The organism is Nocardia sputi (assembly GCF_023501985.1).
In genome coordinates, this window is sequence record NZ_JAMFLC010000007.1 from 87,403 (window position 1) to 111,652 (window position 24,250).

Consider the following 24,250-nt stretch of genomic DNA (forward strand, 5'->3'; position numbering starts at 1 on the left):
CGTCACAGCACCAGCATCCGAGGCGCTACGGCAGTGCGGCCGACCGACCTCGGTGCCGATTCCCTCGGTGGCTCACCGGGCCGGGAAACGCAGGACGCGATCGTCACCGTCCGCGGGGTCGCCCCGGCCGTCGGTGTTGGAGGTGGTGAGCCACAACGCGCCGTCCGGTGCGACCGCCACGGTGCGCAACCGGCCGTAACGGTCACGGAGTTCGGCTCGAGGGCCACCCGTGCGACCTTCCGTGAGCGGCACGGTCCACAGCCGCTCGCCCCGCAACGCGGCGGCGTACAAGGTGTCCCCGGCGATGGCGATGCCCGAGGGGGAGGATTCGGCGGTGGTCCAGGTCACCAGCGGATCGGTGAAGCCCCGGTCGGCGCCGCCCGAGCCCTCGACGTCGGGCCAGCCGTAGTTGCGGCCGGGCTCGATCAGATTGATCTCGTCGAACCGGTTCTGGCCGAACTCCGCCGCGAACAATCGGCCGTCCCGGTCCCATGCCAGTCCTTGCACGTTGCGGTGGCCGAGACTGTAGACCGGCGAGCCGGTAGACGGATTGCCCGGAGCGGGGCGGCCTTCGGGAGTCAAGCGGAGGATCTTCCCGTTCGGGCTTGCCGGATCCTGCGATCGTCCGGCTTGCCCGGCGTCGCCGGTCCCGGCGTACAGCATGCCGTCCGGTCCGAACGCGATCCGCCCACCGTTGTGGTTTCCCGCCTCGGCGATTCCGGCGATCAGCACCTCCGGCCGGCCGTCGAGCCGGAACCGCACGATGCGGTTGTCCGTCTCGGTGGTGAAATAGGCGTATACGTAGGGATTTTCCGCGTAATCCGGCGCGACGGCGAGTCCCAGTAGTCCGCCTTCGCCGCGTGCCGCGACATCTGGCACTTGATACACCTGCTCCGGCGCACGGCCCGCGGCGACGCGCAGTATCCGTCCGGAGTCCCGCTCGGAGACCAGCGCGGCGCCGTCGGGCAGGAAGGCCAGGCCCCACGGAACATCGATGTCGGTCGCGACTTCCTCGGCGGCACCGAGGTCGGGCCACCCCGCCGGGTCGCTCGGTGCGATGGTGCCTGCACTCGCGGGCGGCGGGCTGCTCGGTCCGGCCGGGTTCTCTTCGCCACATGCCGCCACCGCCGTCACCAGGAGCACGGCGATCACCGCACGCGCTCGCGGCGCCTGCGAGTCCGCCCTCGCCATGGGGCCTCCGGTCATGCGCTGCCCTCGCGCGGCCCATCGCGATCGACGGCCGGAACCCGCGCCTCGCAGAGGCGCTCGGATCCCGAGGAAGCGGCCCGCAGTCGACATCAGCCCAGATACGTTCCGTACCAGTCCAATACGCGACGCCACGCCTCGGTGGCCGCTGTGGCGTCGTACCGCTGGCCGGTGTCGTTGAAGAAGGCGTGCTCGGCGTCGGGTGCGGTGAAGATCTGGTTCGGGTTGCCCGAGCGGGCCAGTGCCGCTTCGGCGGCGGGCCTGGAGGCGTTCACCCGAGCGTCGGACGCCGCGTACACCCCGAGCACCGCCGCCTTCGACGCGGACAGATCACCATTGTCCGGGAAAGGCCCGTAGAAGGGCGTCGCCGCGGCCAGCGGTGACGGGCCGGAGGCCAGGAGCAACCAGGTCAGGCCACCGCCGAAACAGAAACCGGTGGCGCCGAGCTTCTTACCCTCGACCCGGCGCTGGAGTTCGTCGAGCCCGGCGCGCAAATCGGCGACGAGCTGTTCGGGTGGAATACGTCCGAGTTCGGCGGTGGCCGCGGCCGGATCGGTGAACGCGGCCGTGCCGCCGCGCGCGGAGAGGAGGTCGATCGCGAGCGCGGAGTATCCGGCGCCCGCGAATCTGCCTGCCACCGAACGGATGTGGTCGGTGAGACCTTTGTTCTCGTGGACGACGAGCACACCGCCCCGTGGTTGCGGAGCGGGTGCCCAGGCGGCTTGCAACGACGTCCCGCCGGCGCCGGTGAACGTGACGGGGGTGGCGGGGAGTGCGGAGGCGGCACCGGGTGGCGGCGTAGGGGACGAAGGGGACGGCGCCCGCTCGGAGCTTCCGTTGTCGCTGTTCGCGCAGGCGGCCAGTAGGGCGGCCGCGGTGGTGCCGCCCAGCCCGAGCAGCCCCAGCCTTCGCAGTGCCTCCCGCCGGGTGAGTATGCCGTCGGCGTGATCGGCCGCGATCTCCTCCGCGATGTAGCGCTGCAGCGGCGTCATGCGCCTCACCATAATCCGCATCGCCCGCGCCTGGGCGGCGTTCACCCGCTGTCCGCCCGCGACAAACCGGCCCGACCGCACCTCCCACAAGATTTGCCAGCAGATTGCTAAGTTCGGCGCCAAGTCGGGCAATCGATGGCCGGTCTGTGAGCCGGATACCGGTCGAGGGAGCGAGATGGCATCGCGGCGTGTCGTGGGACGAACGTTGATCAGGGCGGTCCGGATGGCGGCCACGGCCGTGGTGCTGGCGACCGTGGGTCTCGCGACGGCGCCCGCGGTGGCGGAGCCGTCGGTGGACGCGCACCGGGTGCGGTGGACCGCGTTGCACGACGGTCCCCAGCCGTATGCCGACGTGCACATCGACTGGGACGTCCCGATCCGGATGAGCGACGGTGTCGTGCTGAAGGCCAACGTCTACCGGCCGGTGAAGCAGGCAGGCGTGGTGGAGCAGCAGCCGCTGCCGACCATCGTGAACCTCACGCCGTACACCAAGCTCATGACCAATCTGATCGATACGGCGCTCGCCGTGCCCGGATTACAGCCGCTGACGCTGCGGCTGGTGAACCGGGTGAACCTGTCCCGGACGCCGGTCAGTGGTTTCGGTGACCTGCTGCACGCGGTCGACGGCGGCACCGTGCAGACCGTGCTCGGTCTCGATCGCAACCTGATCCGTGCCGGATACACCCAGGTTGTCGTCGACGTGCGCGGTACCGGTTTCTCCCAGGGGGAGTGGGACACCCTCGGCGAGCGGGAACAGCTCGACACCCGTGAGGTGATCGAATGGGCTGCCGCGCAGCCGTGGTCGAACGGCCGGATCGGGATGAGCGGCGGCTCGTACTCCGGAATCAACCAGCTCCGTGCCGCCGAGAACGCCCCCGCGCCGCTGAAGGCGATCTTTCCCGTGGAACCGGGCAGCGATCTCATGCGCGACGTCGTCGCCCCGGGCGGCGGTGTGGGGACGACGTTCCTTCCGATGTGGCTCAGCACCGTCAACCAGTTGAAGCTGATTCCCGACGTGCGGTCGATGCTGAACGGCACGTTCGACTGGCAGTGGCTGCACGAACGGATGTCCGACCCGGCCAGCAATGTCGACCTGCTGGCCCAGGCGCTGCTCACCCCTTCGCTCGATCACGTGCCGCCCGCGCTGGCCGACGCGCTGGACGCCGACAGTTACTTCCGGCGCGGCATCCAGGGACATCCGGAACGCATCACGGTGCCCACCTTCGTCTACGGCGGCTGGCACGACATCTTCGCCAACAGCGCGACCAAGCTCTACAACGCGATTCCGCTGCCCGCGGGCAAGAAACAACTGATCGTCGGCGACACCTATCACGCGAATCCCGGTGCGGGGACCGGTGTTCCCGGCGCGCCGCCGCGGCTGGACGTGTTGCAGCGGATCTGGTTCGACAAGTGGTTGAAGGACATCGACCACGGCTTGGGCGAGTTCGGGCCGATCACCGTGTGGGAACAAGGCGGCGGCTGGATCACCCTCGGGCAGTTCCCGCAGAAGGACTTCAACCATCGCCGCGTGTACCTGTCGGCCGCGCCGAGCGGCACCGCCGGAAAAGCCGTGCACGACGGATCGTTGACGATGAGCGTTCCGGACGAACGGCGGACCTTGACGGTGGCGCCGGGCCTGGCCGCGGCGTGTTCCCGCGACACCGCGCAGGGCTCGGCCGGGATGGCCGCGGTGCTGGACGTGTGCGCGAAGGACTCGCGAATCGCCGAGCGCAACGCGCTGACCTTCACCAGCGTGCCGATGACCGAGCCCACGGTCATCTCGGGCCCGGTGAACGTGCATCTCAACACCGTGCACGACGCCGCCGACGGCTACTGGAGCGTCACGGTGAACGACGTCGCACCCGACGGCTCGTCGAAGGTGCTGACCACCGGGCAGCTCACCGCCTCACTGCGCGCCATCGACGAACAGAAGAGCGGCCGCACGCCGACCGGCGACCTGACCGACCCGTTCAACCCGATCACCCTCGACAGTGTGCAGCCGGTCGTGCCCGGTGAGCCGGTGGCGTTGGACATCGCGGTCATCCCGACTCAAGCGGTGCTGCAACCCGGACATCGGCTGCGGATCGACGTCTTCGCGGCCAACTCGCCGAAGGCGCTGGCCTTCCGGCCGATGCTCAACAACACCGAACTGAAGCCTCAGCACCTCAGGTTGGATCCGTCGGCGCCGAGCTTCGTCATCGTGCCGACCAACCGCCCGCTGGGCTGAGCCGCGTGGGCTGCTCCGAAGAGCGACCCACGCGAACTCACAGTTGCGAGCCCACCTCCGCGGAAATCAACTCGAGATGCCCGAGATCGCTCAGATCCAGCACCTGAAGGTAGATGCGGCTGGTGCCGATCTCGGCGTACCGGCCGATCTTGTCCACCACCTCGGCGGGAGAGCCCGCCAGGCCGTTGGTCTTCAGCTCGTCCACCTCGCGTCCGATCGCCGCGGCCCGGCGCGCCACCTCGGCGTCGTTCGCACCGACGCAGACCACCAGCGCGTTGGAGTAGACCAGATCGTCGGCCGCGCGGCCGCGCGCTTCGGCCGCGGCGCGCACCCGGTCGAACTGCCGCGCGCTGTCCTCGATCGAGGAGAACGGCATGTTGAACTCGGTGGCGTACTGCGCTGCCAGCCGGGGGGTGCGGGTGGCGCCCTGCCCGCCGATCACCACCGGCACCGGATCCTGCACCGGCTTGGGCAGGGCGGGGGAGTCGGTGATCTGGTAGTACTTGCCGTCGTAGCTGAAGGTGTCGCCGAGTTTCGTCGCCCAGAGCCCGGTGATGACGGCCAGCTGTTCTTCCAGCCGGGCGAATTTGTCGGCGGGGAAGGGGATGCCGTAGGCGGCGTGCTCCTCGGCGAACCAGCCGCTGCCGAGGCCCAGCTCGACCCGGCCGCCGGACATCTGATCCACCTGCGCGACCTGGATCGCCAGCGGGCCGGGCAGCCGGAAGGTGGCGGCGGTGACCAGGGTGCCCAAGCGGATCCGCTGGGTCTCCCTGGCCAGACCGGCGAGGGTGATCCAGGCGTCGGTGGGGCCGGGCAGCCCGTCGGCGCCGCCCATGCTCAGGTAGTGGTCGGAGCGGAAGAACGCGTCGAAGCCCAAGTCCTCGGTGGCCTTGGCAACGGTGAGCACTGTGTCATAGCTCGCGCCCTGCTGCGGCTCGGTGAAGATGCGTAGTTCCATGTCTCCCGACCCTAGTCTGTCGGCCGATCGGCGACTCGCGCCGATGGTCGCGCTTTGTCCGGCCGATCGCGTAGTTGCGGTCCTCGAAATCCAGAGGCGCTCGGTGCGATCGTCACTGCACGGGCCGACGAAGTGCCCAGCCGTGGGATTGTGGCCGATGACAAGTTCGCGAGCACGAGATGCGCCACCGTAGGGGAAGAAGGTTCGAGTGCGCGATGTACCGGTGATCGTCGTGATGGGGGTGTCGGGTTCGGGAAAGACGACGGTCGGCACCCGGTTGGCCGACGCGCTTCGCGTCGAGTACGCCGAAGGCGACGACTTCCACCCGCCCGCGAACGTCGCGAAGATGGCGGCAGGCACGCCGCTGGGCGACGCCGACCGCGAACCCTGGCTCGACGCCCTGGCCGCCTGGATGGCCGAGCGACGCGGCCGGGGAGCTGTCGTCACCTGCTCCGCCCTGAAACGGGCATACCGCGACCGGCTACGCGCGAGTGCCCCCGATACGTTCTTTCTCCACCTGCACGTCCCTCGGGGTGAACTCGAGCGCCGCATGGCCGAGCGGCGCGGGCATTTCATGCCGTCGAGCCTGCTCGATTCGCAGCTGGCCGCCCTCGAGCCACTGGATCCCGACGAGGACGGCGGCGCCGTCGACGCGACACGACCTCCCGCGGATGTGGTCCGGGAAGCCGTGGCAGCACTGCGGAGATATGCCGGTTAGAGACCGCCGAGACCGGACAGAGTTTCGAAGCCCAGATCGAGCCCGCGCCACAGTGCGTCGATCTCGGCGGTGACGACCGGCGCCGAGGCGGGATCCCGCATGGCCAACCCGTTGCCGAAGATGACGACATTGGCGCCGGCGTCGGCCAGACGGAGCAGGGGACCGGTGGCGACGCCGGGACCGAGCAACGCGTCCAGGCCCTCGCCGAAGAAGTAGAAGCGCCACAGCGGCCCGAGGTCACCGCCGTAGACCGCCTTGGTCGTCTCCACGATCAGCGCGCCCTGCTGGGCGATCGCGTCGACGATCCGGAAATAGTCGCGCGCGTTGGCGACGGTGCTGCCGACAGCGGCGACGGAATAGGACAGGTCGACGGTCAGATGCGCGTTGTAACCGGCCATCGCGACGCGCGCGGGGGACAGCTCGCAGCGGCGGGTCAGGCCGAAATAGTGCGCCCAGTGCGGTTCGGCGGGGGCGCCGGTGAATTCGGCGTGCACATTCCGCAGGAAGCGCGACAGCAGCTCGAGGCTGATCCGATGCGCCCATTCCGGGTCGTCGAACGACGCGGAGTCGCGCTGGAGCGGCAGGACGGCGGCGTGTTCCACCGCGTCGAGCCCGAGGGCGAACGCACCGCGCGGGTCGCGGCGGCCGACCAGGATCTCGGTGATCCGCCGGTGCTGGTCGATGGCCTGCTCCAGCTGCCGCAGTGACGAACCCGTCAGCGTCTCGGTGTCGGACAGTTGCGCGATCGTGGCGGTTTCGGCTGGGGTCAACGGGACGCTGCAGCCGGCGGAGAACGGTGCGGCGGAGGCGGTCGGCCCGACGAGGAAGATCGAGGCGAGTAGCGCCGTGACGACCGGCATCACCGCCGAAAGCAGGTGCCGCGCAGGCGTGCGCGCGAGGAGGGTTGCCATGCAGGCTCCGGGGGGGTCGTGAATCGCGTTCTGCGCCGGGCAGCCGCCGTGGGTGCGCTCGGCGATGTGCCGCCGCGAGTAACGCGTCGGCACGGGGCAGGATCGGAGCCTAATCGACCTCAGCGCACCGCGCAGTGTGGCCGCGGCGGTCAGCGCGCGGCGAAGCAGGAGCTGGCGGGCGCGCCCGGCAGGCAGATCTCGGCGATCGCGGAGACGAGCAGCCACGCACCGACCAGCAGTGAGCCCACGGCGATCGTGCCGAACACGAGAACCCACAGTAGGCCGGGCAGCCGGGTGAGCCGGGCGAGCTGATCGGCGTCGGAATCGACGTCCTGATAACGGGAACGCTGCTGCCGCGATCGGCCCCTTTGCAGTTCGATCACCGGACGTGCCCCGGCGAACAGCAGGAACCAGGCGCCCAGGTACGCGAAACCCGCTTGCAGGGTGTCGGTTCCGAACCAGGAGACGACGAAGACCACCGCCGCGAGCCCGAGCACGGTGATGCCGCCGTAGATGTTCCTGATCTTGATCAGGACCGCGGCGAGCAGGACGATGGCGGTCCAGAGCATCAGGGTGATCCGGCTCGCGCCCAGCAGAGCGGCGAACCCCAGACCGAGCAGCGGCGGCGCCGGATAACCCGCCATCGTGGTGAGGATCATCCCGAGGCCGTAGGGTTTTCCACTCGACACCGTGAGCCCCGAAGTGTCCGAATGCAACCGGATGCTGTTGAGCTTGCGGCCGGTGAGCAGCGCGACCAGCGCGTGCCCGCCTTCGTGCGCGATGGTGACGATATTGCGGGTGAACCGCCAGATGGGGGTGTAACCCACCAGCACGAGCGCCGCCACCGCGGCCGCCACCACCAGCCACCACGGCGGTTGCGCCTGAGTGGTCGTCAGACGTTCGGCGATGGAAGCACCGCGCTCGACAAATTCCGCTCTCTCCACCGCCGCACCTTAACCGCCCGACCACGCCCGCGCTCGGGGCATGCGTTCACCGGCGGCGTCGAACCATGACCGTCCGGGCCTCACTTCTTGCGCAGCACCCCTTCGATATTGCCGAGGATGCCGGTGAAACTGTAGGAAAGCGAACCGTCCGGCCGCAACGTGACCGTCGACCGAGAGCCGTTGTCCTGGCAGTCGGCCGCGCCGCCGGAGAGCCGTGCGACGAATGTCAGCTCTGTCTCGCCCGCGCCGGTCAGTGTCTCGGCACGTGAACATCGTTGGCCGCTCAATTTGCCGGTGTTCGACGACTGCGCGATCTCCTGGCCCACTTCACCGTCTCGAATGGTCAACTCGATGTCGAACGACGCGAGGAAGTCGCGCGCGACGCCTGTCCACTCCCCGACGAAAGCCTGCGGAACACTCGTGCCGGCAGGACTGTCGCCGGTCGTATCCGCGTCACCGGTCGGCGTCGCGGTGGCTGTGGCGACATCGCGGTTGGGACGCGTGGTCTGCACGGTCGAATCGGTCGGATCCTGCTTCCGCAGCTGGGCGCCTACGACGAAGGCGGCGACGGCGACGGCGACGGCGACGCAGACTACGAGCGCGCCGGCGATCAGCAGAGCGCTCCTCGTGCGGCGCGGAGGGGGCGCAGTGGTGACCGGACCGGATCGAGGCGCGCTCTGGTGCGTGGGGTGATGGGGTGGTTGTCCTGTGAACGTGGGGGGTGCCTGGTGCGGGCGGAAACGACCGGTCTGCATAGGTACCGATGGTCCGAGGTCGCCCGGTGTGTACTGGGGGTTGTCAAGGGGGCGGTGGACCATGGTGTCGGCGGTGCGCGCCGGGTTCGAGGCAGCAGGTGCCGGAAACTGCCGGTCGAATGGGCCGGAGTCCAGGTTCAGTAGCTCGACCGCGCGGCGGCCGACCTCCTCGAGCACCGGCGCGGGCAGCCAGCCGCCGCGGTCGGGTATGCCGAGCGCGGTGAGGCGGGCGAGTAGTTGGTCGGGAGCCGGGCGGGCCGCGGCGTCCTTGGTCAGGCAGGCCGCCACCAGCGGGCGCAGCCGTTCGGGCACGTCGTCGAGCTGGGGGTCCTCGTAGACCACCCGCCACAGCATCTGCACCGTCTCGCCGACGCCGAACGGTCCGTGACCGGTCGCCGCGAATACGAGGACGCCGCCCAAGGCGAAGACGTCCGCGGCCGGGCCGACCGGATCGCCGGTCACCTGCTCGGGACACATGAATCCCGGTGAGCCGATCACCTTTCCGGTGGTGGTGAGCTTGCTGTCGTCGACAGCGCGGGCGATGCCGAAATCGATCACCTTGGGACCGTCGAGGGCCAGCAGGACATTCGACGGCTTGAGGTCGCGATGCACCACACCGGCCCCATGGACCGCCGTCAAGGCCTCGATCAGCCCGTGCGCCAGCACGAGCAGCGAGTTCTCGGTGAACGGCCCGAACCGGTCGACCGCGTCGGCCAGCGAGAACCCCGCCACGTAGCCGGTGGCCAGCCACGGCGGATCGGCGTCCACGTCGGCGTCGAGCACTGGCGCGGTGAACCTTCCGCCGACCCGTCGCGCCGAGGCGACCTCGCGCCGGAAGCGCTCACGGAATTCGGCGTCGATCATGTCCGGACGGATGACCTTGACCGCGACGGTGCGGCCACCCGCGTTCCGTCCCAGGTAGACCCGCCCCATGCCACCCGCGCCGAGCACGCCGAGCAGACGGTAGTCCCCGATCCGCGTCGGATCGTTCGTGCCGAGCGGTTGCATGGCGCAGCTTGTTCCCTTCGAATGGCGTCGATCCTCCGAGAGGCTACCGATCGGGCACGTCGGTGTCCGGGCAGCCCGCTGCCGCCGCTAACCCGCCATGCTCGGCGCGGCCGCGGGCTGCTCCCGCCGGGCGCGCCTGGCCAGCAGATATGCCGCGCCCGCCGCGGGAATGTTCATCAGGACTCCGTACACCGCGCCCGGGACGGCCATGGTGTCGTTGTGCAACACCGAAGCGGCGACGGCGATCGCGAGCGCCGCGTTGTGCACGCCGATCTCCATGGCCGAGGCGATCGCCTGTTCGGTTTCCACCCGCCACAGCCGGGGGACGAAGTAGCCGACGGCCAGACTGATCACGGCGAAGGTCAGGCAGATCGCCGCCAGCTTCCCGACGTGCTCCGACAGCACGTCCAGATTCGTCCCCACTCCGGCCGCGATCACCAGCACGAGGACCACGACGGACAGGATCTTGACCGCGCCGCGCATCCGCCGCGACCACCCGGGGAACCGCCGGTGCACCAGCATGCCGATCGCGACCGGCACGAGCACGATGGCGAAGACCTGGGCGAATTTGTCCGGGCGCAGTCCGACCGATCCTTCGCCTTCGAGGAACAACGCGTAGGACAGCGCGACCACCACCGGCATGGTGAACACCGCGAGCACCGAATTGATCGCGGTGAGCGTGATGTTCAGCGCCACGTTGCCTCCGGCGATGTGACTGAACAGGTTGGCCGACGCGCCGCCCGGCGACGCGGCCAGCAGCATCATGCCCGCGGCCAGTGCGCCTTCGAGCCCGAACAGCTGGATCAGGCCGAGGCACACTGCGGGCAGCACCACCATCTGGCAGGCCAGCGCGATCACCGCCGCTTTGGGGTAGCGCAGCACGCGCGCGAAATCGTCGATCGTCAAGGTCAATCCGAGCCCGAACATCACCAGGGCCAAGGCAGGCGGCAGGAACACCGCGAAAACCGATGAACCCATTCGGATCTCCTCTCCGCCGAAGGGCCGGTTCCGCCCGGCCGATCCGGGGATCGACGTTATCGACTCACGGCGGAGGTGGCCAGGCCCGATCAGGCGGTGACGGTCACACCCCTGGCCGCCGACTCGCGTGCTTTCGCCAGCAGGCCCACGGTGATGACGGCGTCGCGCGGATCGACCGGAACCGGTGCGCCGTCGAGTAGCGCGGCAGCCATCGCGGAGTAGAACGCCGGGTAATCGCCGGGCGCGGTTGGTGTGGGCGCGAAGCCGGATTCAGCGCCCAGGACGCCCCAGCGGTCGGGGTCTACCGTCCCCCACGGCGATCCGTCGTCCGGGCGGCGACCGGACCGCAGCGCCTCCTCCTGCGGGTCCAGGCCGTAGGTGACATAACCGGCCGCCGACCCGAGTACCCGGAAACGCGGACCGAGATGGGGGGCGACGGCGCTCATCCACAAGTGGGAGCGGACGCCGCCGGTGTGGGTGAGCGCGACGAACGCGTCGTCGTCGGTGGTGATCCCCTCGCGCCGCCGGTCCAGCTCGCAATAGACCGAGCGCACCGGCCCGAACAGCGTCAACGCCTGATCCACCAGGTGGCTGCCGAGGTCGAGCAGGATGCCCGCGCCCTCTTCGTCGGTGCCGATCTCCCGCCAGCCGCCTTTCGGCACCGGACGCCAGCGTTCGAACCGTGACTCGAAACGGCGCACCACGCCCAGCTTTCCGGTGCGCACGAGTTCGCGCACGGTACGGAAGTCGCTGTCCCAGCGCCGGTTCTGGAAGACCGACAGAGCGACCCCGGCCCGCTCCGCTCGCGCGACGAGGTCTTCGGCGTCGGCCACCGACACCGCGAACGGTTTGTCCACCACCACCGGCAACCCGGCGTCGAGCGCCCGCCCGGCCAGCGGCGCGTGCGTGTGGTTGGGCGTCGCGATCACGACCAGATCGATCCCGGTCGGCGCGGCGAACAACTCCTCGGCCCGCGCGACCACACGCACACCCGGGTGCTCGCGACGCGCCTGCTCGGCGCGTTCCGCCGACGACGTGACGACCGCCGCCACCCGCATCCGAGGCTCGGCGGCGATCAGCGGAGCGTGGAACACCGACCCAGCCAAGCCATAGCCCACAATGGCGACGTCGAGGATGCTCATACCGCGACGCTACCGTCGCACCGCCCCGTGTCGGGGCTCGGGAGCACGGACGCGAATCTTCCGGGTGATGGACGAGTGCGGCTCGCCGACGAACCACTACATCGCGGACATTTCCGGCGGAACTCGCCGCCCGCTGCCGTGACGGCCCGATCCTCGGACTCGTCATCCTCGCGTGCTGGTATCGACTGCTCGGCTGCGTGCCCGACGCCGCGCGTGCGCCGCACGAGCCGACGGCACAGCCATTCCCATCCGCACCGCGTCAACGACCGCGGCGGGCCGTTCGTTCAGTGCGGAGTCGCCGCCGAGTACTCCTGCTCGGGCCGTCCGGTGCTGCCGTACCGTAGGCGCATGCGCACGGCGCCGCTCGAGACGAGGGCGGCGAGGTAGCGTTGGGCGGTGGCGCGGGAGACGCCGATGGCCGTGGCCACCTCACCGGCGGACAGTGGTGCGCCCGCCTCGTGAATGGATCGCAGGACAAGGTCTTTCGTGGGGGAAGGCGCCGCCGTGGCCGGTGCCGTCGTGGTGGCGGTGGGGCGCAGTGCGTGCAGCGCGGCCGACACCCGGGTGTTGTCGATCTGTGGTGCGGCGAGGATGCGTCGGTAGCGGGCGTACGCGGCCAGCCGCGCGGCCAATTCGGTGTGCGGGAACGGCTTGATCAGGTAGGCCAGCGCGCCCGCCGTGATCGCCGCTCGCACGGCGTCGCTCTCCGTTGACGCGGTGAGAATCATGGCGTCGCAGCGGATCTCGCGGACGAAGTCGATGCCGGAACCATCGGGAAGGTAGATGTCGACCAGCGCCAGGTCGACCGGCTGCGCCGCGATGAGCGTCCGCGCGGCGGCGAGGGTGTTGGCGGTGCCCGCCACGGTGAACCCCGCGATGGATTCGACTATTCCGGCGTGCAGATTCGCCACCCGGAAGTCGTCGTCGACGACGAGGGCGGTCAGAGCTGTTGTGGCCACGGCACCTCCCTGCCGACGAGCACGCCCGGCATGCGCGCGATGAATTCGGCGCCGGTGAGCGGCGGCCTGCCGCCACCCGGGCTGGACAGCCGCACGTCACCGCCGTGGGCGCGCGCGATCTGGCGGATGAGGGCCAGGCCGACCCCGCGTCCGCCGGGAGCGCCGTGGTCCTCCCGGGTGGAGATCCCCTCGGTGAACAGCGTGTCGACCAGCCCGGGCGCGACTCCGTCTCCGCTGTCGGCGACCGTGATGTGCAATGTCGAATCCTCCTGTACCAGCTCGACTTCCACCTGACGAACGGGACGGTCGGTGGCGCGGACGGCCTCCATCGCGTTGTCGAGCAGATTGCCCAGCACCGTCGTCACGTCCACCGGATCGATGAGATCGCCCTCGACCCACGTGTTGGCTCCGAGCACGAGCTCCACGCCGTTCTCCCTGGCGTGCGCGGCCTTGGCGGCCAGGAATGCCTGGAGGTAGGCGTCATGGATGGCGTCGATGCCGGGTGTCGCGGCGCCGAGCGGGCCCGCGCCGACCAGTTCGTCGATCGATCGCGAGGCCTCCTCGACCCGCCCGCTGTGCAGCAGGCCGCTGATCAGATGCATCTTGTTGGAGAACTCGTGGCGCTGCGCGCGCAGCACCGTGCTCATCGACTGCACGGCGTCCAACTGCCTGGTCAGCGATTCCACGTCGGTGCGGTCGCGTACGGTGAGCACCGCGCCGAGGTCGCGTCCTTCCCGGCTGACCCGGCGCGCCGAGACGACGACGGCGTGCGAACCGACCGTCGCCGGGGAGGGCTGCTCGTCCATCCGGCGAAATGTCTCCAGCACCCGGCGCGTCAACCCGATCTCCGCCACCGGCCGCCCGATATCCGGCGCGATACCGAGCAGCCTGCGTGCCTCGTCGTTGACGAAGGTCGTCCGCCACGACGCGTCGACGGCGAGCACGCCGCCGCCGATGCCGTGCAACACGGCGGCTTGGCCGCGAACCAGTTCGGCCAGTTCGTCCGGCTCCAGTCCGAGCGTCAGGCCCCGCCATCGCCGGGCGAGCAGGATCGAGCCCGCGATGCCGACCAGCAGCGCAGCGCCGACCAGCGCGCCCGCGGTGCGCAGATCGTCGAGCAGCTGATCGCGCACCGCGTCGGTGGAGATGCCGACGCTCACCGCGCCGACCACCTGCTCGGAATCAGGGGCTCGAACCGGGACTTTCGCGCGCACCGAGTCGCCGAGCGTGCCGCGTTCCTCGGTGATCGACTCCCGGCCCGCGAGCGCCGCGGACGGGTCGGTGCTGACGTGTTCGGCGAGCCGGCCGGGATCCGGATGCGCTAGTCGGATGCCCGCGTCGTCGACGATCACCACGAACAATGCCCGGTTGCTCAGAGTGGCGTCGACTGCCAGCCGCTCCAGTGGGCCCGTGGCGAGCTCCTGATATGTAGCGGAATCATCGCTGATGGTGCCCGGCGCATACCGGGCCACCTCGCGGCGCACCACCGGGTCGGCGGCGACCGTCCGCGCGACGGCCAGCGCGCGCTGCCCATAGGTGTCGCGCAGCCGCTGATCGCTGAGGTAGCCGAATACCGCGAACGCGACGCCCAGCGTCAGCGTGACGACGACGATCTGCGACAGCAGAACTTGTGTCCGCAACCGCACGGCCCTCGCGCCCTCACTGGCCATAGCCGCAGCATAGACCACTCGCACACGCATGAGCAGAACGCGCAAAACCTGCGAATTTCGCGTTTGTGTCTGTTGCGCGCACAAGCTCCACGTTGTGACGCAGAACACGTACGGTTCGCTTATCTCGATCTGGAGAAGTGAGCAATGGCGCAATCACTCATCGAGCCGGAAGCGCAACGAAGCACTTCTCCAGGGCCGAAAACAATACTCGCTCTTGATCATCCACCATCGATCCGAGACGCACCATGAGCACTATCAACAAGGGGAACAGCAATACGGGGGATGTCGAGTGGTCCACTGGCCCGAGGGTCCGGCCGCTGGTGTACGGATACCTTCGCTTGGACTTGCTGGAGGATTCGGAAATCTCCCGGTGCCAGGCCCAGCTGGAGGCATTCGCCAGGGAGCACGACTATGAGTTCGGGGCGGTGTTCCACGAGCCGTCACCGCAGACCTGCTCGGTTCCGCACGCGTTCGCCGAGCTCGTGCACGCGTGTCGCCGCTCGGGAGCGCCTGTGGTCGTAACGCTCGCGGGCCACCTGTCCGGGATGGCGATGCCGCGCATCTGCCTACTGGATTTCCTCGCGGCCCGCGGCAATGCGCACCTCATGGAATTGCCGGCATGACACGTCGAGGTGTATGTCGTTCCCTGTTCATCCCCCACGGCGGCGGTTCCGCGATCGACGATGGCCGGCGCGACCCGGATGGGATGTCTCCTGGAGCAGGAATTCGACGACGATGAAAGAAGTGGAGAGATACGGATACCGTGTGCACTACCGCGATGCCGATGGGCAGGCGTATCAGTCCGAGTGCATCCGTACCGGGAATCTGCACCGCGCGCTTTATCTCCCCAGTCGACTGACCGGCCGGACCGACGTATATCGGGTCGACATTCTCGAGACCCATGAGACGAAACGGATCCAGGCATGAAGGTTGCGGACACGTCGTCCGGCTGCGGCGGTCTCACCTCCTATGGAGCCTGTGCAGAATGCGCAAAAGCGGCAAATCGCGCGTTTGGGGCGGTTGTGCGCACAAGCTCCGTCATGTGACGCCGGACACGTACGGTCGCCCTATCCCGATCTCGCAGGAGTAGGAAGCAATGACGCAATCACTCATCGAGCTGCGGAGCGCCACCAAGCGCTTCCCCGGCACCGGCGGCGGAATCCACACCGCCGTTCGGAATTTGAACCTCGAGGTGCGGCCCGGCGAATTCGTCGCCGTAGTCGGCCCGACCGGATGCGGGAAGTCCACCACGCTCTCGCTGGTGTCCGGCCTGGAACCGGCCTCGGCGGGCCGGACGCTGGTGCGCGGCAAGGACGTGGACGGCATTCCGGACGGCATCGGCTACATGTTCCAGCAGGACGCGGTGCTGCCTTGGAAGAGCGTGCTGGACAACGTCGCGTTCGGCCCGCGCCTGCGCGGCGCGTCGAAAGCCGACGCGCGGGCGAAAGCAGCCGGGTGGGTGCGCACGGTCGGCCTGGCCGGGTTCGAGAGTTACTACCCGCACCAGCTGTCCGGCGGCATGCGCAAGCGCGTCGCACTGGCGCAGACGCTGGTCAACGAACCGGAGATCCTGCTGATGGACGAGCCGTTCAGCGCGCTGGACGTGCAGACCCGCCAGCTCATGCAGGACGAGTTGCTGCGGGTCTGGGCGGGCACCAACGCGGCGGTCATCTTCGTCACGCACGACTTGGAGGAGGCGATCGTGCTCGCCGACCGGGTGGTGGTCATGACCGCGAGCCCCGCCACCGTCTGCGGGGACTTCACTGTCGGCTTGGCCCGGCCGCGCAGCGTCGAGGACGTGCGCTTGACCATCGAGTTCCGCGACATCTACAAGGAAATCTGGGAAACGCTGCGCGACCAGGTCGAGGCGGCCCGAGCGAAGGGAGCCTCCCGTGTCGCATGACGTACTCGTCCAGGATGCCGTGACCGAGCCGGTACTGGAGAACGAGACCGAAGAGCAGATCCTGGCCCGGGTGCGGACCAACGCGCGCCGCGCTCGCCTGCGCACCTGGGGGCTGCGCGCGGCGCTGGTGGCGCTGTGGCTGGGCGCGTGGGAACTCACCGCGACGGTGTGGATCGACCCCTTCTTCTATTCCAAGCCCTCGCTGATCTGGGCGCGGTTGGTCGAATGGTTCACCGAGGGAACCCAATTCGGCACGATCTGGTTGCAGATCTACACCACTGTGCAGGAGGCCGTGCTCGGTTTCGTCATCGGCACGGTGGCAGGCGTCGTGCTCGGCGTGCTGCTGGGCCGCAGCCGGTACTGGGCCGAAGTGCTCGCGCCGTTCATCAAAGCGCTCAACGCGGTTCCGCGTATCGTGCTCGCCTCGCTGTTCATCATCTGGTTCGGCCTCGGGTTGAGCTCGAAGGTGGCGACGGTGGTGGTGCTGGTGTTCTTCGCGGTGTTCTTCAACGCGTTCACCGGGGCACGCGAGGTGGACGGCAATGTGATCAACAATGCCCGCATTCTCGGTGCGAGCCGTAGGCAAGTGCTGGTGTCGATCGTGCTGCCGAGCGCGACCACCTGGATTCTGTCCAGTCTGCACACCGCCTTCGGCTTCGCCCTGATCGGCGCGGTGGTGGGTGAATACGCCGGTGCGAGTAAAGGTCTGGGCCTGCTGATCAGCAATGCGCAGGGCACCTTCGACTCGGCGGGAATCTACGCGGGCATGATCATCATCACGGTGATCGCACTGATCGCGGAGTGGGGGATCGGCATGGCGGAGAACCGGTTGCTGAAGTGGCGGCCGTCGCAGGCGACATCGAACCACGGGATCTGATCATGAAGCATCGCAAGCATTGGGCGCTCGTCGTCGCCGCGGTCGCGGCACTGCTGCTGACCACCGGCTGCCGCGACTCGCGGGTCATTCCGATGGCTGACGGCCGCCCTCAGATCACCATCATGGTGGGCGGGCTGGAGAAGGTGATCTACCTGCCCGCCATGCTCACCCAGCAGCTGGGATTGTTCAAAAGCAACGACATCGATGTGAAGCTGCTCGGCGAGCAGTCCGGCGCCACCGCGGAAACCGCACTGCTCAGCGGTGACGTGCAAGGTGTGGTCGGATTCTACGACCACACCATCGACCTGCAGGCCAAGGACCAGTGCATCCGCTCGGTGGTGCAGATGTCGGACGTGCCGGGCGAGGTGGAACTCGTCTCGGCGGCCGACGCGGCCACCGTCACGTCGGTCGCCGACCTGCGCGGCAGGAATCTGGGCGTCACCTCGCTCGGTTCCTCGACCGACTTCCTCACCCAGGCGCTCACCGGCAAGGAGGGCATGACCACCGCGGACTACACGCGGGTGAAAGTCGGTGCGGGACAAACCTTCATCGCGGGCATGAACCACGACGGCATCGACGCGGGCATGACCACCGACCCCACGGTGGCGCAGATGGTGAACTCCGGCCAAGCGCGGATCCTGGTCGACATGCGCACCGAGGCGGGGACGAGGGCCGCCCTGGGCGGGTTGTATCCGGCGACGTCGCTGTACATGAGTTGCGCGACCGTCGATGCCCACCCGGAGATCGTGCAGAAGCTGGCCACCGCGTTCGTGCAGACGCTGCAATGGATCCAGACGCACACCCCGGAGGAGATCGCGGAGAAGATGCCCTCGCAGTACGCGAGCGCGGGCAAGGACCTGTACGTCCAGTCGATTCGCGACTCGATCGGCATGTTCAACGGCGACGGGTTGATGAAACCCGAGGGGGCGCAGAACGTGCTCGACATCCTCGGGAAGTACTCGAAGAACGTGCGCCCCGTGCGCGATCGCATAGACCTGTCCGAGACCTACACCACGGAATTCGTGGAGGAGGCGTTGCGCGCGCCGCGCCAGTAGCACCGGCGGGTACCCAGCCGCACCGCCCGAGAGCTCGCGTTCTCTCGGGCGGCGCGGCCGGTGGAACTCGCGAACTTCTCAACTGTGGGGGCACCGCACCATAGACCGACATGAGAGGTGCTCCCAGAAGCGGTTACCCGGCACGGCATCCGAGGTGCGCGTGCATTATCTGATCGGGTTCGCCGGGCTGGTGTGCTTCCTGCTGCTGGCTTGGTTGCCGAGTACCGACCGCCGCGCCGCCGCCGGTCGGCTGCCGCGCATCGCGGTCCTGCTGGTCGCGCAGCTCGCGCTCGGTTTCCTACTGCTCAAAACCGGCGTCGGGCAGACCGTGATCCGCGCCGTCAGCGACAGTTTCGCGCACATACTCGGCTACGCCGCCCAGGGCACCGCGTTCATCTTCGGCGACCTGCCGAACACCGGCAGCAGCGGGCCCGCGTTCCTGTTCGCGGTCCTGATGCCCATCGTGTTCGTCTCCGCCCTGATCGGCATCCTGCAACACCTGCGGGTGCTGCCGCTGATCATCAAGTTCCTCGGCCTGCTGCTGTCGTGGGTGAGCGGGTTCGGCAAGATCGAATCGTTCAACGCGGTGGCCGCCGCCATTCTCGGGCAGTCGGAAGTCTTCATCTCGCTGCGCGGCATGCTGGAGGACATCCCGCCGCAGCGGATGTACACCCTGGCCGCGTCGGCGATGTCGACGGTCTCGGCGGCCATTCTCGGCGCTTACATGCAGCTCGTCGACCCGAAGTACGTTACAGCGGCGATCATGCTGAACATGCTCGGCGCATTCGTGGTGTGCGCGCTGATCAATCCCTACTCCGTCACCGACGCCGACGATGCCGAATTGCTCGGCGCGGAGATCGCCGCCGGTCGCAAGTCGCAGTCGTTCTTCGAAATGCTCACCGACTACATCCTGGTCGGTTTCAAGGTCGCCTTCACCGTCGCGGCCATGCTGATCGGATTCATCGCCCTGCTGGCCATGGTCAACGGCATCTTCGCCGCCCTGTTCAACGGCACCACGTTCCAGGACGTGATGGGGCACGTCTTCGCCCCGTTGGCGTGGCTGACCGGCATCCCGTGGCACGAGGCGGCGGACGCGGGCCGGTTCATGGGCACCAAATTGGTGTCCAACGAGGTGGTCGCCATGCAGGAATTGCGCGAACAACACGATGGACTGTCCGACCGCACCGTCGCGATCGTGTCCACCTACCTGGTGTCGTTCGCGAACTTCTCCACGATCGCCATCGTCACCGGTGCGGTCCGCAGCCTCAGTGAGAAACAGGGAACCGTCATCGCCCGCACCGGGCTGCGCCTGCTCTACGGCGCCACCCTGGTCAGCTTCCTGTCCGCCACGCTCGTCGGCCTGTTGAGTTGAGCCGGAAGCAGACGACCGACGCATATCGTGTGTCCGGATCTGTGGGTTACGTGTCCTTGCGGACCCGGCCCCGTGGCTCGAGACTGGGCTCATGAAGGCAAGCGGTGACGTCGTGGTCGCGGTATCGGACGGGGTTCTGATGCTCGACGTCGCCGGACCGGTGCAGGTGCTGCACTGGGCCGGACACCGGGTCCTGTTCGCCTCGCCTGACGGAGCTCCGGTGCGTACCGACGTCGGCGTGCCGCTCGGTGTCGACGGTGCGCTGCGCGAGCTGGGCGGCGCGGTCGGCACGTTGCTGGTGCCCGGGTATCCACCGGGAGACCGTGTTCCGGCCGTGCTCGTGGACGCGGTGCGCGCGGCCGCGGCCGCGGCGCGGCAGGTGGCCTCGGTGTGCACCGGCGCGTTCGTGCTGGCCGAGGCCGGATTGCTGGACGGGCGGCGCGCCACCACCCATTGGCTGGCGTGTGCCGCACTGGCCCAGCGGTTTCCGCTCGTCCGGGTGGACGCCGACGCCATCTATGTGCGCGACGGTCCGATCGTCACATCCGCGGGCGTCACCGCGGGAATCGACATGGCGCTGGCGCTGGTGGAAGAGGAGCACGGCGCCGAACTCGCGCGTTCGCTGGCCAGACATCTCGTCGTGTTCCTGCACCGGCCCGGCGGCCAGTCGCAATTCAGCGTGCGTACGAGTATCCCGACGCCACGCACCGACAGCGTGCGTCAGGTGGTCGACGCCGTGATCGCCGACCTGTGCGCCGACCACAGCCTGGCCGCCATGGCCGCCCGTGCCGCGCTGAGCGAACGTCACCTCAGCCGCCTGTTCCGGCAGGAGATCGGCGTGACGCCGGGGCGTTACGTCAAGCAGGCTCGGCTCGAAGCCGCTCGAGCGCTGCTGGAGTCCGGCGACGAGCCGATGGCGGCGATCGCCCGCCGCAGCGGATTCGGCTCCGAGGAGACGATGCGCCGCACCTTCCTCGACCTGCTCGGCGCCTCGCCGAGCGACTACCGCAGGCGCTTTCGCGCGCCCGCGCGTTGATCGCACCCTTCACTCACCAGGAAGCCGACCATGTCTTTGTCACGCCGTGCCGCGCTGGGCGCGGGGATCGCCGCGAGCGCCTACGTCGTCGCCGCGAAACCTGCTACCGCACAACCACTTCCGCTCATTCTCCCGACCACCTCGTTGGCGGGCAGGGTGAGTGCGCTGATCGACACCCACCTGCCGCCGTTCCTCCGCAATCACAGCGTGCGGGGCTTCCTCTTCGGCCGCGCCGTCGCCGAACGGCAGGGCCTGCGACCCGGTGCGGACTACGACGAGGAGACCATGTACCTCATCTGCGCACTGCACGACATCGGTCTGGCCGACCTCGCCGATGGCGACCAGAGATTCGAGATCGACGGCGCCGACTACGCCGCGCGATTCCTCGAGGACAACGGTGTCACCGACGCCAGAGTGGACACGATCTGGGACACGATCGCCGCGCACCTGTCCGGTTTCACCGACTCGCCGGTGTGGCGCCGCCGCAGGCCGCCGGAAACCTGGATCGCCGTGGACGGCATCGGTGTCGACGTCGGCGGCGCGCCGACGGACCTGCCGCCCGGTTTCGCCGACCTGGTGCACGCCGCGTATCCGCGGCTGGGCGGCAGTCGCGCGCTCGGCGCGGCGGTCGAAACCCAAGCTCTGGCGAATCCACGCAAGGCCCCGCCCGGCAGCCTGGCGGGTTTGATCCTGCAACAGCGCCATCCGGAACTGCCGTCTCTGACCTGGGACGAGATCCTCGCGTCGAGCGGCTGGCGCGACTGAGCTCCCCATGCCCCGCGGGTGGTGCGGCGGGGGCGCACAGCGGAGGCTGCCGGTTCAGCCGTCGGCTTCCTCGGTCGCCCGCTGTTGCGCCTTCCATTCCCGGAAGCCTTCCTCGGTGCGGCCGCGACGCCAGTACCCGGAGATCGACGCCGCCCACTCGGCGGGGACACCGCGTTCTCTGCGCACGTAGCGGCGCAGATCCTGCATGACCGCCTTGGCCTCGCCGTGGATGAACACCTGGACCTGCCCCGGCGCCCACGGCGCGGCGCGGACGGTTTCGGCGAGCAATTCGCCCGGCGGGCGCACACCGCGGTGCAGCCAGGTCAGCTCGATGCCGTCCGGCTTCTTCAGCGGCAGCTCGTCGTCCGGGCCCGCGACTTCGACGTACGCCAGCCCGGTCGCCTCGCCGGGCATGGCCTCGAAGGCCGCGGCGATGGCGGGCAACGCCGCCTCGTCACCGGCCAGCAGATGCCAGTCGGCATCCGGCCGGGGGGAGTAGGCGCCGCCGGGGCCGTACACGTCGATGGTCGCGCCCGGCTGAACCTCGGCGGCCCACGGTCCCGCGATGCCTTCGGCGCCGTGAAAGACGAAGTCCACCGCGATCTCCCCGGCCACGGAGTCCACCGAACGGACGGTGTAGGTGCGCAGCACCTCGTTGCCGTCCTGCTCGAAGATGAACTTCACGTACGAGTCGGTGAACTCGCTGGGCCGGAACGAGGCCCAGCCGGGGCCGCCGAGATGCACCCGGATCAGGTGCGGGGTCAGCCATTCGGTGCGTTGCACCGTGAAGGTGGTGCGGGGGCGTGCCAAGGGAACCTCCGATTGGATTAATTAGGATTGCCTTACTTACCCTACCTGCGTTCGGCTCAGGGTGCGGGCAACCGCTGACGGCGCGCCGCCCGAGCGGGAAGATGAGCGCCATGACGAAGTCCGTGCCGACACCGACCCACGCCGTGCAACAGCGCTATCGCGACCCCCGGCCGGTCGAACCCGCGCAGTGGAACCCGGTGTTGCAGGTGCTGCACGAACATCGCTCGGTGCGCAGCTATCTGTCCGACCCGGTGTCCGACGCCACGCTGCGCCTGCTGATCTCCGCGGCGCAGTCCGCGCCGACCTCGTCGAACCTCCAGGTCTGGAGCGTCGTCGCGGTGCGTGACCCGCGGCGCAAGGCGCGTTTGGCCGCGCTCGCGGGCGATCAGGCCCACATCGTGCAGGCGCCGCTGCTGCTGGTCTGGACGGCCGATTTCGCGCGCGCACGCCAGCTCGCCGACGACCGGAACGCGCCGCTGGAGGGCGTGGACTACCTCGAATCGAGCTACGTCGGATTCATCGACGCCGCGCTGGCGGCGCAGAACGCGGTCGTGGCGGCCGAATCGCTCGGGCTCGGCACCGTCTACATCGGTGCGCTGCGCAACAAGCCGGAAGAGGTGGCGGCCGAGCTGGGCCTGCCGCCGCGGGTGTTCGCGGTCTTCGGCCTGGTGGTCGGCCATCCCGACCCCGCCGAGGACGCGCGGGTGAAGCCGCGGCTGCCGCAGGAGGCCGTCCTGCACCGGGAGACCTACGATCTGGACGCGCAGCGCGCGCACGTGGCCGAGTACGAGACCCGGATCGCGGAATTCTATGCCGAGCAACAGCTCTCGCATTCCTGGACCGAACGCGTGCTGGCCAGGCTGGCCTCGGCGGCGGCACTGAGCGGCAGGCACCGGCTGCGCGAGTCGCTGACCAACCACGGCTTCCGGCTGCACTGACCCTGCCGCATCAAGCCGCGACCTTCTCGGTGAGCAGTTCGAACGATCGGGCGCGGTCGTCGATGTCGTAGACCAGAGTGTTGATCATCAGCTCGTCGGCTTGGGTGCGCCGCAGCAGGTCCGCGAGCTGACCGCGCACCGTTTCCGGCGAACCGAGCAACTGGCCGGCCCGGCGCTGCCGGATGAACACGCGCTCGTGTTCCGACGGGCGGAAGGCGGCCGCTTCCTCCGGCGTGGCGAGCGCCTGCGGCGTGCCACGCACCAGATTCAGAAAGGCCAGATCGCGCGGACCGGCCAGAGCTTCCGCGCGCTCGTCGGTGTCCGCGCAGATCACCGCGACCGCCACCATCGCGTGCGGATGCTCCAGGCGCTCCGAGGGCCGGAAGTGCTCGCGGTACAGGGCCAGCGCGGGCTCGGTGTTGTCGGGGCTGATGTGGTGGGCGAACGCGAACGGCAATCCGAGCACGGCGGCCACCTGGGCGCTGTAACCGCTGGAACCCAGCAGCCAGATCTCCGGCTCCTCGCCGCGGCCCGGCGTCGCGGCGATGCCGCCGGGATCGGCGCCGCGAAAGTAGCCGAGCAAGGCGGCCAGTTCCTGGGGGAACGACTCCGCCGACAGCCCGTCGGCGGTGCGCCGCAGCGCGCGGGCGGTCGCCTGGTCGGTGCCCGGCGCGCGGCCGAGGCCCAGGTCGATCCGCCCGGGATGCAGCGCGTGCAGGGTGCCGAACTGCTCGGCGACCACCAGCGGAGCGTGGTTGGGCAGCATCACCCCGCCGGAACCTACCCGGATGGTCGACGTGGCCGCCGCCAAGTGGGCCAGGAGCACGCTCGGCGCCGAACTGGCGATGCCGGGCATGTTGTGATGTTCGGCGACCCAGAAGCGGTGGTAGCCCAAAGCTTCGGTGCGCCGGGCCAATTCGGTGGTCGCGTCGAGCCCCTCGCCGACGGTGCGACCGGACTGCACCGGCGCCAGGTCCAGTACGGACAGCGGGACGTCGATCATCTATCTCCTCCAGAGTGCCGATC

Annotated in this window: 22 protein-coding genes; 10 read left to right on the plus strand and 12 right to left on the minus strand. The window is 69.0% G+C overall.

Annotation, left to right across the window (positions count from 1 at the left end; genetic code table 11):
- Positions 1–72: 72 nt before the first annotated feature.
- Together M8859_RS12155 and M8859_RS12160 are read right to left on the minus strand one after the other, a co-directional pair.
- Positions 73–1,191, minus strand: a complete 1,119-nt coding sequence (locus M8859_RS12155; protein ID WP_159926874.1) for a PQQ-dependent sugar dehydrogenase — start codon at positions 1,189–1,191, stop codon at positions 73–75.
- Positions 1,192–1,298: 107 nt separating this feature from the next.
- Complete coding sequence (locus M8859_RS12160) at positions 1,299–2,198, minus strand: dienelactone hydrolase family protein (protein ID WP_195070650.1); 900 nt, start codon at positions 2,196–2,198, stop codon at positions 1,299–1,301.
- Between the two features lie 175 nt (positions 2,199–2,373).
- On the opposite strand from M8859_RS12160, the gene M8859_RS12165 reads away from it, so the two are divergent.
- Complete coding sequence (locus M8859_RS12165; protein WP_223516571.1) at positions 2,374–4,425, plus strand: CocE/NonD family hydrolase; 2,052 nt, start codon at positions 2,374–2,376, stop codon at positions 4,423–4,425.
- Between the two features lie 37 nt (positions 4,426–4,462).
- On the opposite strand, the gene M8859_RS12170 is transcribed toward M8859_RS12165, so the two are convergent.
- Positions 4,463–5,383 (minus strand): LLM class F420-dependent oxidoreductase, encoded by a 921-nt coding sequence (locus M8859_RS12170; protein WP_195070648.1) that lies wholly within the window; start codon positions 5,381–5,383, stop codon positions 4,463–4,465.
- Between the two features lie 235 nt (positions 5,384–5,618).
- Between M8859_RS12170 and M8859_RS12175 the strand changes: the two genes are divergently transcribed.
- Positions 5,619–6,101: a gluconokinase gene (locus tag M8859_RS12175; RefSeq protein WP_159928420.1), complete on the plus strand. Its 483-nt coding sequence runs from the start codon at positions 5,619–5,621 to the stop codon at positions 6,099–6,101.
- Here M8859_RS12175 and M8859_RS12180 read toward each other — a convergent pair.
- The 7 genes from M8859_RS12180 to M8859_RS12210 form a co-directional block, all read right to left on the minus strand.
- Positions 6,098–7,012 carry a DUF5995 family protein gene (locus tag M8859_RS12180; RefSeq protein WP_249644230.1) on the minus strand — a complete coding sequence of 305 codons (915 nt, stop codon included), beginning with the start codon at positions 7,010–7,012 and terminating at the stop codon, positions 6,098–6,100. The genes M8859_RS12175 and M8859_RS12180 overlap by 4 nt on opposite strands.
- 149 nt (positions 7,013–7,161) lie before the next feature.
- Entirely contained in the window at positions 7,162–7,956 is a 795-nt protein-coding gene (locus M8859_RS12185; RefSeq protein ID WP_159928389.1) for a M50 family metallopeptidase, read from the minus strand.
- Positions 7,957–8,036: 80 nt separating this feature from the next.
- Entirely contained in the window at positions 8,037–9,719 is a 1,683-nt protein-coding gene (locus M8859_RS12190; protein WP_249644231.1) for a serine/threonine-protein kinase, read from the minus strand.
- Between the two features lie 87 nt (positions 9,720–9,806).
- Positions 9,807–10,697 (minus strand): bile acid:sodium symporter family protein, encoded by an 891-nt coding sequence (locus M8859_RS12195; protein WP_159928385.1) that lies wholly within the window; start codon positions 10,695–10,697, stop codon positions 9,807–9,809.
- A gap of 89 nt (positions 10,698–10,786) precedes the next feature.
- Positions 10,787–11,839 (minus strand): Gfo/Idh/MocA family protein, encoded by a 1,053-nt coding sequence (locus M8859_RS12200; protein WP_159928383.1) that lies wholly within the window; start codon positions 11,837–11,839, stop codon positions 10,787–10,789.
- 284 nt (positions 11,840–12,123) lie between these two features.
- Positions 12,124–12,798 carry a response regulator transcription factor gene (locus tag M8859_RS12205; protein ID WP_159928381.1) on the minus strand — a complete coding sequence of 225 codons (675 nt, stop codon included), beginning with the start codon at positions 12,796–12,798 and terminating at the stop codon, positions 12,124–12,126.
- The gene (locus M8859_RS12210) at positions 12,780–14,468 is read right to left on the minus strand and encodes a sensor histidine kinase (protein WP_159928379.1); all 1,689 of its coding nucleotides are present in this window, start codon (positions 14,466–14,468) and stop codon (positions 12,780–12,782) included. The genes M8859_RS12205 and M8859_RS12210 overlap by 19 nt, the downstream gene beginning before the upstream one ends.
- Positions 14,469–14,713: 245 nt before the next feature.
- Here M8859_RS12210 and M8859_RS12215 point away from each other — a divergent pair, with 245 nt between their 5' ends.
- The 7 genes from M8859_RS12215 to M8859_RS12245 all read left to right on the plus strand — a co-directional run bounded on the left by M8859_RS12215 (position 14,714) and on the right by M8859_RS12245 (position 21,476).
- The gene (locus M8859_RS12215) at positions 14,714–15,091 is read left to right on the plus strand and encodes a hypothetical protein (protein ID WP_159928377.1); all 378 of its coding nucleotides are present in this window, start codon (positions 14,714–14,716) and stop codon (positions 15,089–15,091) included.
- Between the two features lie 473 nt (positions 15,092–15,564).
- On the plus strand, positions 15,565–16,371 hold the full coding sequence (locus M8859_RS12220) for an ABC transporter ATP-binding protein (RefSeq protein ID WP_159928375.1): 807 nt from the start codon (positions 15,565–15,567) through the stop codon (positions 16,369–16,371).
- Positions 16,361–17,248: an ABC transporter permease gene (locus M8859_RS12225; RefSeq protein WP_159928373.1), complete on the plus strand. Its 888-nt coding sequence runs from the start codon at positions 16,361–16,363 to the stop codon at positions 17,246–17,248. Before M8859_RS12220 ends, M8859_RS12225 begins: the two co-directional genes overlap by 11 nt.
- Before the next feature lie 2 nt (positions 17,249–17,250).
- Entirely contained in the window at positions 17,251–18,303 is a 1,053-nt protein-coding gene (locus M8859_RS12230; RefSeq protein WP_249644232.1) for an ABC transporter substrate-binding protein, read from the plus strand.
- A gap of 160 nt (positions 18,304–18,463) precedes the next feature.
- Positions 18,464–19,675 carry a NupC/NupG family nucleoside CNT transporter gene (locus tag M8859_RS12235; protein ID WP_249644233.1) on the plus strand — a complete coding sequence of 404 codons (1,212 nt, stop codon included), beginning with the start codon at positions 18,464–18,466 and terminating at the stop codon, positions 19,673–19,675.
- A 91-nt stretch (positions 19,676–19,766) separates the two neighbouring features.
- Complete coding sequence (locus M8859_RS12240; RefSeq protein ID WP_249644234.1) at positions 19,767–20,711, plus strand: GlxA family transcriptional regulator; 945 nt, start codon at positions 19,767–19,769, stop codon at positions 20,709–20,711.
- A gap of 30 nt (positions 20,712–20,741) precedes the next feature.
- Positions 20,742–21,476 (plus strand): HD domain-containing protein, encoded by a 735-nt coding sequence (locus M8859_RS12245; RefSeq protein ID WP_195140323.1) that lies wholly within the window; start codon positions 20,742–20,744, stop codon positions 21,474–21,476.
- 54 nt (positions 21,477–21,530) lie between these two features.
- On the opposite strand, the gene M8859_RS12250 is transcribed toward M8859_RS12245, so the two are convergent.
- Positions 21,531–22,286 carry a siderophore-interacting protein gene (locus M8859_RS12250; RefSeq protein WP_159928363.1) on the minus strand — a complete coding sequence of 252 codons (756 nt, stop codon included), beginning with the start codon at positions 22,284–22,286 and terminating at the stop codon, positions 21,531–21,533.
- A 101-nt stretch (positions 22,287–22,387) separates the two neighbouring features.
- On the opposite strand from M8859_RS12250, the gene M8859_RS12255 reads away from it, so the two are divergent.
- Positions 22,388–23,224: an NADPH-dependent oxidoreductase gene (locus tag M8859_RS12255; protein WP_372492905.1), complete on the plus strand. Its 837-nt coding sequence runs from the start codon at positions 22,388–22,390 to the stop codon at positions 23,222–23,224.
- Between the two features lie 10 nt (positions 23,225–23,234).
- Here the strand turns inward: M8859_RS12255 and M8859_RS12260 are convergent, their stop codons facing one another.
- Positions 23,235–24,227 (minus strand): LLM class flavin-dependent oxidoreductase, encoded by a 993-nt coding sequence (locus M8859_RS12260; protein WP_159928359.1) that lies wholly within the window; start codon positions 24,225–24,227, stop codon positions 23,235–23,237.
- Positions 24,228–24,250 lie beyond the last annotated feature (23 nt).

Bases quoted from the DNA above. Each gene is read 5' to 3' on its own strand.
- M8859_RS12195 (WP_159928385.1), bottom strand. From the start codon at position 10,697: ATGGGTTCATCGGTTTTCGCGGTGTTCCTGCCGCCTGCCTTGGCCCTG.
- M8859_RS12245 (WP_195140323.1), top strand. From the start codon at position 20,742: ATGTCTTTGTCACGCCGTGCCGCGCTGGGCGCGGGGATCGCCGCGAGC.
- M8859_RS12180 (WP_249644230.1), bottom strand. From the start codon at position 7,012: ATGGCAACCCTCCTCGCGCGCACGCCTGCGCGGCACCTGCTTTCGGCG.
- M8859_RS12215 (WP_159928377.1), top strand. From the start codon at position 14,714: ATGAGCACTATCAACAAGGGGAACAGCAATACGGGGGATGTCGAGTGG.
- M8859_RS12170 (WP_195070648.1), bottom strand. From the start codon at position 5,383: ATGGAACTACGCATCTTCACCGAGCCGCAGCAGGGCGCGAGCTATGAC.
- M8859_RS12160 (WP_195070650.1), bottom strand. From the start codon at position 2,198: ATGACGCCGCTGCAGCGCTACATCGCGGAGGAGATCGCGGCCGATCAC.
- M8859_RS12190 (WP_249644231.1), bottom strand. From the start codon at position 9,719: ATGCAACCGCTCGGCACGAACGATCCGACGCGGATCGGGGACTACCGT.
- M8859_RS12200 (WP_159928383.1), bottom strand. From the start codon at position 11,839: ATGAGCATCCTCGACGTCGCCATTGTGGGCTATGGCTTGGCTGGGTCG.
- M8859_RS12255 (WP_372492905.1), top strand. From the start codon at position 22,388: ATGAGCGCCATGACGAAGTCCGTGCCGACACCGACCCACGCCGTGCAA.
- M8859_RS12210 (WP_159928379.1), bottom strand. From the start codon at position 14,468: ATGGCCAGTGAGGGCGCGAGGGCCGTGCGGTTGCGGACACAAGTTCTG.
- M8859_RS12155 (WP_159926874.1), bottom strand. From the start codon at position 1,191: ATGGCGAGGGCGGACTCGCAGGCGCCGCGAGCGCGTGCGGTGATCGCC.
- M8859_RS12220 (WP_159928375.1), top strand. From the start codon at position 15,565: ATGACGCAATCACTCATCGAGCTGCGGAGCGCCACCAAGCGCTTCCCC.
- M8859_RS12240 (WP_249644234.1), top strand. From the start codon at position 19,767: ATGAAGGCAAGCGGTGACGTCGTGGTCGCGGTATCGGACGGGGTTCTG.
- M8859_RS12175 (WP_159928420.1), top strand. From the start codon at position 5,619: ATGGGGGTGTCGGGTTCGGGAAAGACGACGGTCGGCACCCGGTTGGCC.
- M8859_RS12165 (WP_223516571.1), top strand. From the start codon at position 2,374: ATGGCATCGCGGCGTGTCGTGGGACGAACGTTGATCAGGGCGGTCCGG.
- M8859_RS12230 (WP_249644232.1), top strand. From the start codon at position 17,251: ATGAAGCATCGCAAGCATTGGGCGCTCGTCGTCGCCGCGGTCGCGGCA.
- M8859_RS12260 (WP_159928359.1), bottom strand. From the start codon at position 24,227: ATGATCGACGTCCCGCTGTCCGTACTGGACCTGGCGCCGGTGCAGTCC.